This is a genomic window from Citrobacter sp. JUb117 (genome assembly GCF_024809055.1).
GTDB classification, from domain to species: Bacteria; Pseudomonadota; Gammaproteobacteria; order Enterobacterales; family Enterobacteriaceae; genus Citrobacter; species Citrobacter gillenii.
Genome location: NZ_JANUFB010000016.1, coordinates 22,859 through 31,391, shown reverse-complemented (window position 1 = coordinate 31,391; position 8,533 = coordinate 22,859). Strand labels below are relative to the sequence as shown.

Genomic DNA, 8,533 nt, shown 5'->3' with positions numbered 1-8,533 from the left:
CTGCGTGGTATCAAACGTGAAGAAATCGAACGTGGTCAGGTACTGGCTAAGCCGGGCTCTATCAAGCCGCACACCAAGTTCGAATCTGAAGTTTACATCCTGTCCAAAGACGAAGGCGGCCGTCATACTCCGTTCTTCAAAGGCTACCGTCCGCAGTTCTACTTCCGTACAACTGACGTGACGGGTACCATCGAACTGCCGGAAGGCGTAGAGATGGTAATGCCGGGCGACAACATCAAAATGGTTGTTACCCTGATCCACCCGATCGCGATGGACGACGGTCTGCGTTTCGCAATCCGTGAAGGCGGCCGTACTGTTGGTGCGGGCGTTGTTGCTAAAGTTCTGAGCTAATTGCTGATATTATTTGACGCAATGCGCAATAAAAGGGCATCATTTGATGCCCTTTTTATACGCTGTCGAACCAGAACCTGGCTCATCAGTGATTTTTTTTGCCATAATCATTGCTGAGACAGGCTCTGAAGAGGGCGTTTAGTCCGAAACGCACCAGAGCATTTCGGTTTGGATCGCCTCGCGTACGCGGGGTGAAAATGTTTGTAGAATACTTCTGACAGGTTGGTTTATGAGTGCGAATACCGAAGCTCAAGGAAGCGGGCGCGGCCTGGAAGCGATGAAGTGGGTTGTTGTCGCTGTATTGCTGCTTGTCGCTATCGTTGGCAACTACCTCTATCGTGACATGATGCTGCCGTTGCGTGCGCTAGCCGTAGTGATTCTGATTGCTGCAGCGGGCGGTGTCGCGCTGTTGACGACAAAAGGTAAAGCGACCGTTGCTTTTGCCCGTGAAGCGCGTACCGAAGTCCGTAAGGTCATTTGGCCAACTCGCCAGGAAACGCTGCACACCACGCTGATCGTTGCTGCGGTCACTGCGGTAATGTCACTGATCCTGTGGGGACTGGATGGTATTCTGGTTCGCCTGGTATCCTTTATCACTGGCCTGAGGTTCTAAGATGTCTGAAGCTCCTAAAAAGCGCTGGTACGTCGTTCAGGCGTTTTCCGGTTTTGAAGGCCGCGTAGCCACATCGCTGCGTGAGTATATCAAGTTACAAAATATGGAAGAGTTGTTTGGCGAAGTCATGGTACCGACTGAAGAAGTGGTCGAAATCCGTGGCGGCCAGCGTCGCAAAAGCGAACGTAAATTCTTCCCGGGCTATGTACTGGTCCAGATGGTCATGAACGATGCGAGCTGGCACCTGGTGCGTAGCGTGCCGCGTGTGATGGGCTTTATTGGCGGTACTTCTGACCGTCCAGCTCCGATCAGCGACAAAGAAGTTGATGCGATCATGAACCGCCTGCAGCAGGTTGGCGATAAGCCACGTCCGAAAACGATGTTTGAGCCGGGCGAAATGGTTCGCGTTAGCGACGGTCCGTTTGCTGACTTTAACGGCGTAGTTGAAGAAGTGGATTATGAGAAGTCTCGTCTGAAGGTTTCCGTATCTATCTTCGGTCGTGCAACGCCGGTTGAGCTGGACTTCGCTCAGGTTGAGAAAGCCTAACAAGTCGATCAAAAAAGCGGCGATTTAATCGTTGCACAAGGCGCGAGATTGGAATACAATTTCGCGCCTTTTGTTTTTATGGATAGCATCCGTAAAACGAATTTTATCACGGGGAGCCTTTTTGAGGCGCTATAACCCAACTAGAGGAATTTAGAATGGCTAAGAAAGTCCAAGCCTATGTCAAGCTGCAGGTTGCAGCTGGTATGGCTAACCCGAGTCCGCCGGTAGGTCCAGCACTGGGTCAACAAGGCGTGAACATCATGGAATTCTGCAAAGCGTTTAACGCAAAAACTGATTCCATGGAGAAAGGTCTGCCGATCCCGGTTGTTATCACCGTTTACGCTGACCGTTCTTTCACTTTCGTTACCAAAACGCCTCCGGCAGCAGTTCTGCTGAAGAAAGCGGCTGGTATCAAGTCTGGTTCCGGTAAGCCGAACAAAGACAAAGTGGGTAAAATTTCCCGCGCCCAGCTGCAGGAAATCGCGCAGACCAAAGCTGCCGACATGACTGGTTCCGACATTGAAGCGATGACTCGCTCCATTGAAGGTACTGCACGTTCCATGGGCCTGGTAGTGGAGGATTAAGAAATGGCTAAACTGACCAAGCGTATGCGCGTGATCCGTGACAAAGTTGATACAACTAAACAGTATGATATCAACGAAGCTATTGCTCTGCTGAAAGAGCTGGCCACTGCTAAATTCGTAGAAAGCGTTGACGTTGCCGTTAACCTCGGTATCGATGCTCGTAAATCTGACCAGAACGTACGTGGTGCAACTGTACTGCCGCACGGTACTGGCCGTTCCGTTCGCGTAGCCGTATTTGCCCAGGGCGCAAACGCTGAAGCTGCTAAAGCTGCTGGCGCTGAACTGGTAGGTATGGAAGATCTGGCTGACCAGATCAAGAAAGGCGAAATGAACTTTGACGTTGTTATTGCTTCCCCGGATGCAATGCGCGTTGTTGGCCAGTTGGGCCAGGTTCTGGGTCCGCGTGGCCTGATGCCAAACCCGAAAGTTGGTACTGTAACCCCTAACGTTGCTGAAGCGGTTAAGAACGCTAAAGCGGGTCAGGTTCGTTACCGTAACGACAAAAACGGCATCATCCACACTACCATCGGTAAAGTGGATTTTGACGCTGACAAACTGAAAGAAAACCTGGAATCTCTGCTGGTTGCGCTGAAAAAAGCGAAACCGACTCAGGCTAAAGGCGTGTACATCAAGAAAGTTAGCATCTCCACCACCATGGGTGCTGGTGTTGCCGTTGATCAGTCCGGTCTGACCGCGACTGTGGCGAACTAATATTCGCCTTTACGTGGGCGGTGATTTTGTCTACAATCTTACCCCCACGTTTCTGCTAATTGCAGACGTATATCCAAGATATTCAGGCTGTGGCAAGGCGACAACTGAGTGAATCGCCAGGAGCATAGTTAACTATGTGACTGGTGTGAACGAAGGCAGTCAACGCCGTCACAGATTGAATAGCGACAGATAGACAAGATTTGTTCGTTGGAGCCTGGCCTATCCAGGCCTCCGTCGAAGACCGCAGGTGTTTCGAAAGAAGCTTAATGCCCTGCGTAGACGGTGACAGAACGCTAAGATTATTTCTGATACTCTGGCTTGTTTCTGCTCACCGTATTAAGACGCTCTGTCCGTTGGGAAGAGTGAAGTGAGTTCCGGGACATGAGTCCCGGCAAACATCCAGGAGCAAAGCTAATGGCTTTAAATCTTCAAGACAAACAAGCGATTGTTGCTGAAGTCAGCGAAGTAGCCAAAGGCGCGCTGTCTGCAGTAGTTGCGGATTCCCGTGGCGTTACTGTAGACAAAATGACTGAACTGCGTAAAGCAGGTCGCGAAGCCGGCGTATACATGCGTGTTGTTCGTAACACCCTGCTGCGCCGTGTTGTTGAAGGTACTCAGTTCGAGTGCCTGAAAGACGCGTTCGTTGGTCCGACCCTGATTGCATATTCTATGGAACACCCGGGCGCAGCTGCTCGTCTGTTCAAAGATTTCGCGAAAGCGAATGCAAAATTTGAGGTCAAAGCCGCAGCCTTTGAAGGTGAATTGATCCCGGCATCGCAAATCGATCGCCTGGCAACTCTGCCGACCTACGAAGAAGCAATTGCACGCCTGATGGCAACCATGAAAGAAGCTTCGGCTGGCAAACTGGTTCGCACTCTGGCTGCTGTTCGCGATGCGAAAGAAGCTGCTTAATCGCAGTTATCTTTATCAAGCATCTGCTTACGTATAAACTTATTCTGATTTTCAGGAACAATTTAAATGTCTATCACTAAAGATCAAATCATTGAAGCAGTATCCGCTATGTCCGTAATGGACGTTGTAGAACTGATTTCTGCAATGGAAGAAAAATTCGGTGTTTCTGCTGCTGCTGCTGTAGCTGTAGCTGCGGGCCCTGCTGAAGCTGCTGAAGAAAAAACTGAATTCGACGTGATTCTGAAAGGTATCGGCGCGAACAAAGTTGCAGTAATCAAAGCAGTACGTGGCGCAACTGGTCTGGGTCTGAAAGAAGCTAAAGACCTGGTAGAATCTGCTCCGGCCGCTCTGAAAGAAGGCGTGAGCAAAGATGACGCTGAAGCACTGAAAAAATCTCTGGAAGAAGCTGGCGCTGAAGTTGAAGTTAAATAAGCCAACTTTTCTAGTTGCAGCCTAAGAAATTAGGCTGATGGCTGGTGACTTTTTAGTCACCAGCCTTTTTGCGCTGTAAGGCGCCAGTAGCATTTCACACTGTTTGACTACTGTTGTGCCTTTCAATGTTTGTTTCTATCGACGCCTTAATATATTGCGACAGAGCCTCCGCTCTGTGTAAATCGCAACGAAATGGTTTAAGCGTGATAGCAACAGGCATTGCGGAAAGTATTCGATTTTCCGGTCAACAAAATAGTGTTGCACAAACTGTCCCTTCGTCGGACAGATGGGTCGACTTGTCAGCGAGCTGAGGAACCCTAATGGTTTACTCCTATACCGAGAAAAAACGTATTCGTAAGGATTTTGGTAAACGTCCGCAAGTGTTGGACATACCTTATCTCCTTTCTATCCAGCTTGACTCGTTTCAGAAGTTCATCGAGCAAGATCCTGAAGGGCAGTATGGTCTGGAAGCAGCTTTCCGTTCCGTTTTCCCTATTAAAAGCTATAGCGGTAATTCTGAGCTGCAGTACGTCAGCTACCGCCTTGGCGAACCTGTTTTTGACGTTCAGGAATGTCAGATCCGTGGCGTGACTTATTCCGCACCGCTGCGCGTCAAACTGCGTCTGGTGATCTACGAGCGCGAAGCGCCGGAAGGCACCGTAAAAGACATTAAAGAACAAGAAGTCTACATGGGTGAAATTCCACTCATGACTGACAACGGTACCTTTGTTATCAACGGTACCGAGCGTGTTATTGTTTCCCAGTTGCACCGTAGCCCAGGCGTCTTCTTTGACTCCGATAAGGGTAAAACCCACTCTTCGGGTAAAGTGCTTTATAACGCGCGTATCATTCCTTACCGTGGTTCCTGGCTGGATTTCGAATTCGATCCGAAGGACAACCTGTTCGTACGTATTGACCGTCGCCGCAAACTGCCAGCGACCATTATTCTGCGTGCGCTGCAGTACACCACTGAACAGATCCTTGACCTGTTCTTTGAGAAAGTTGTCTTCGAAATTCGTGACAACAAGCTGCAGATGGAACTGGTGCCGGAACGCCTGCGTGGTGAAACCGCCTCCTTTGATATTGAAGCTAACGGCAAAATCTACGTCGAAAAAGGTCGTCGCATCACTGCGCGCCATATTCGTCAGCTGGAAAAAGACGATATCAAGCTTATCGAAGTTCCAGTTGAGTACATCGCGGGCAAAGTTGCGGCTAAAGACTACGTTGACGCATCAACCGGTGAGCTGATTTGCGCAGCGAACATGGAGCTGAGCCTGGATCTGCTGGCTAAGCTGAGCCAGTCTGGTCACAAGCGTATCGAAACGCTGTTTACCAACGATCTGGATCACGGTGCATATATTTCTGAAACTATACGCGTCGACCCAACCAACGATCGTCTGAGCGCGCTGGTAGAAATCTACCGTATGATGCGCCCTGGTGAGCCGCCGACTCGCGAAGCTGCTGAAAGCCTGTTCGAGAACCTGTTCTTCTCCGAAGACCGCTATGACTTGTCTGCGGTTGGTCGTATGAAGTTCAACCGTTCTCTGCTGCGTGACGAGATCGAAGGTTCCGGTATCCTGAGCAAAGACGACATCATTGAAGTGATGAAGAAGCTCATCGATATCCGTAACGGTAAAGGCGAAGTCGATGATATCGACCACCTCGGTAACCGTCGTATCCGTTCCGTTGGCGAAATGGCGGAAAACCAGTTCCGCGTTGGCCTGGTACGTGTAGAGCGTGCGGTGAAAGAGCGTCTGTCTCTGGGCGATCTGGATACCCTGATGCCTCAGGATATGATCAACGCCAAGCCGATTTCTGCCGCAGTGAAAGAGTTCTTCGGTTCCAGCCAGCTGTCTCAGTTTATGGACCAGAACAACCCGCTGTCTGAGATTACGCACAAGCGTCGTATCTCTGCCCTCGGCCCAGGCGGTCTGACCCGTGAACGTGCAGGCTTCGAAGTTCGAGACGTACACCCGACTCACTACGGTCGCGTATGTCCAATCGAAACCCCTGAAGGTCCGAACATCGGTCTGATCAACTCCCTGTCCGTGTACGCACAGACTAACGAATATGGCTTCCTTGAGACGCCGTATCGTAAAGTGACTGACGGTGTTGTTACCGACGAAATTCATTACTTGTCTGCTATCGAAGAAGGCAACTACGTTATCGCTCAGGCGAACTCCAACCTGGATGACGAAGGCCACTTTGTAGAAGACCTGGTAACATGTCGTAGCAAAGGCGAATCCAGCTTGTTCAGCCGTGACCAGGTTGACTACATGGACGTATCCACCCAGCAGGTGGTATCCGTCGGTGCGTCCCTGATCCCGTTCCTGGAACACGATGACGCCAACCGTGCATTGATGGGTGCAAACATGCAACGTCAGGCGGTTCCGACTCTGCGTGCTGATAAGCCGCTGGTTGGTACCGGTATGGAGCGTGCTGTTGCCGTTGACTCCGGTGTTACTGCTGTTGCTAAGCGTGGCGGTACCGTTCAGTACGTTGATGCTTCCCGTATCGTTATCAAAGTTAACGAAGACGAGATGCATGCGGGCGAAGCGGGTATCGACATCTATAACCTGACCAAATACACCCGTTCTAACCAGAACACCTGTATCAACCAGATGCCGTGTGTCTCTCTGGGCGAGCCGGTTGAACGTGGTGATGTGCTGGCAGACGGTCCGTCCACCGACCTTGGTGAACTGGCTCTGGGTCAGAACATGCGCGTGGCATTCATGCCATGGAACGGTTACAACTTCGAAGACTCCATCCTCGTTTCCGAGCGTGTTGTTCAGGAAGACCGTTTCACTACCATCCACATTCAGGAACTGGCATGTGTGTCCCGTGACACCAAGCTGGGGCCGGAAGAGATCACCGCTGATATCCCGAACGTGGGTGAAGCTGCGCTCTCCAAACTGGATGAGTCCGGTATCGTTTACATTGGTGCAGAAGTCACCGGTGGCGACATTCTGGTAGGTAAGGTAACGCCGAAAGGTGAAACCCAGCTGACCCCAGAAGAGAAGCTGCTGCGTGCCATCTTCGGTGAGAAAGCGTCTGATGTTAAAGACTCTTCTCTGCGTGTACCAAACGGTGTTTCCGGTACGATTATCGACGTTCAGGTCTTTACTCGCGATGGCGTAGAAAAAGACAAACGTGCGCTGGAAATCGAAGAGATGCAGCTGAAGCAGGCGAAGAAAGACCTGTCTGAAGAACTGCAGATCCTCGAAGCTGGCCTGTTTAGCCGTATCTACGCGGTGCTGGTTGCCGGTGGCGTTGAAGCTGAGAAGCTCGACAAACTGCCGCGCGATCGCTGGCTGGAACTCGGCCTGACCGACGAAGAGAAACAAAATCAGCTGGAACAGCTGGCTGAGCAGTACGACGAACTGAAACACGAATTCGAGAAAAAACTCGAAGCGAAACGCCGTAAAATCACTCAGGGCGACGATCTGGCACCAGGCGTGCTGAAGATTGTTAAGGTTTATCTGGCGGTTAAACGTCGGATCCAGCCTGGTGATAAGATGGCAGGTCGTCACGGTAACAAGGGTGTTATCTCTAAGATCAACCCGATCGAAGATATGCCACACGATGCTAACGGTACGCCGGTAGATATCGTACTGAACCCGCTGGGCGTACCATCGCGTATGAACATCGGTCAGATCCTTGAGACCCACCTGGGTATGGCTGCGAAAGGTATCGGCGAGAAAATCAACGCCATGCTGAAGCAGCAAGAAGAAGTCGCCAAACTGCGCGAATTCATCCAGCGTGCCTACGATCTGGGTACCGACGTTCGTCAGAAAGTTGACCTGAATACCTTCAGTGATGAAGAAGTTCTGCGTCTGGCTGAAAACCTGAAAAAAGGTATGCCGATCGCAACGCCGGTCTTCGACGGTGCGAAAGAGTCTGAAATCAAGGAACTGTTACAGCTGGGTGGCCTGCCGACTTCTGGTCAGATCACACTGTTCGACGGTCGTACCGGTGAGCAATTCGAGCGCCAGGTTACCGTTGGCTACATGTACATGCTGAAACTGAACCACTTGGTTGATGACAAGATGCACGCGCGTTCTACCGGTTCTTACAGCCTGGTTACTCAGCAGCCGCTGGGTGGTAAGGCTCAGTTCGGTGGTCAGCGCTTCGGGGAGATGGAAGTGTGGGCGCTTGAAGCATATGGCGCGGCATACACCCTGCAGGAAATGCTCACCGTTAAGTCTGATGACGTGAATGGTCGTACCAAGATGTATAAAAACATCGTGGACGGCAACCATCAGATGGAACCAGGCATGCCAGAATCCTTCAACGTACTGTTGAAAGAGATTCGTTCGCTGGGTATCAACATCGAGCTGGAAGACGAGTAACTCTCGCTCAAACAGGTCACTGGTGCCGGGGTAA

The 8,533-nt window shown here is 51.0% G+C and carries 7 protein-coding genes and 1 pseudogene; all 8 read left to right on the top strand.

Annotated features, from left to right (window positions below; translation table 11 throughout):
• A pseudogene (tuf, locus tag M2374_RS21940) lies at positions 1-351 on the top strand (elongation factor Tu); the annotation flags it as partial.
• A 229-nt stretch (positions 352-580) separates the two neighbouring features.
• Positions 581-964, top strand: coding sequence for a preprotein translocase subunit SecE (secE, locus tag M2374_RS21935; protein WP_003033128.1), 384 nt, complete (start codon positions 581-583; stop codon positions 962-964).
• Between the two features lies 1 nt (position 965).
• Positions 966-1,511: a transcription termination/antitermination protein NusG gene (gene nusG / locus M2374_RS21930; RefSeq protein ID WP_003033125.1), complete on the top strand. Its 546-nt coding sequence runs from the start codon at positions 966-968 to the stop codon at positions 1,509-1,511.
• Positions 1,512-1,666: 155 nt separating this feature from the next.
• Positions 1,667-2,095 carry a 50S ribosomal protein L11 gene (gene rplK, locus M2374_RS21925; protein ID WP_003033122.1) on the top strand — a complete coding sequence of 143 codons (429 nt, stop codon included), beginning with the start codon at positions 1,667-1,669 and terminating at the stop codon, positions 2,093-2,095.
• Positions 2,096-2,098: 3 nt separating this feature from the next.
• Positions 2,099-2,806 (top strand): 50S ribosomal protein L1, encoded by a 708-nt coding sequence (gene rplA / locus M2374_RS21920; RefSeq protein ID WP_096758782.1) that lies wholly within the window; start codon positions 2,099-2,101, stop codon positions 2,804-2,806.
• A 414-nt stretch (positions 2,807-3,220) separates the two neighbouring features.
• Entirely contained in the window at positions 3,221-3,718 is a 498-nt protein-coding gene (gene rplJ, locus M2374_RS21915) for a 50S ribosomal protein L10 (RefSeq protein ID WP_007704673.1), read from the top strand.
• Positions 3,719-3,784: 66 nt separating this feature from the next.
• Positions 3,785-4,150, top strand: coding sequence for a 50S ribosomal protein L7/L12 (rplL, locus tag M2374_RS21910; RefSeq protein WP_049842133.1), 366 nt, complete (start codon positions 3,785-3,787; stop codon positions 4,148-4,150).
• A gap of 320 nt (positions 4,151-4,470) precedes the next feature.
• A complete protein-coding gene (gene rpoB, locus M2374_RS21905; protein ID WP_096758781.1) occupies positions 4,471-8,499 on the top strand; it encodes a DNA-directed RNA polymerase subunit beta in 4,029 nt (1,342 codons plus the stop codon).
• The last annotated feature ends 34 nt before the right edge of the window (positions 8,500-8,533 follow it).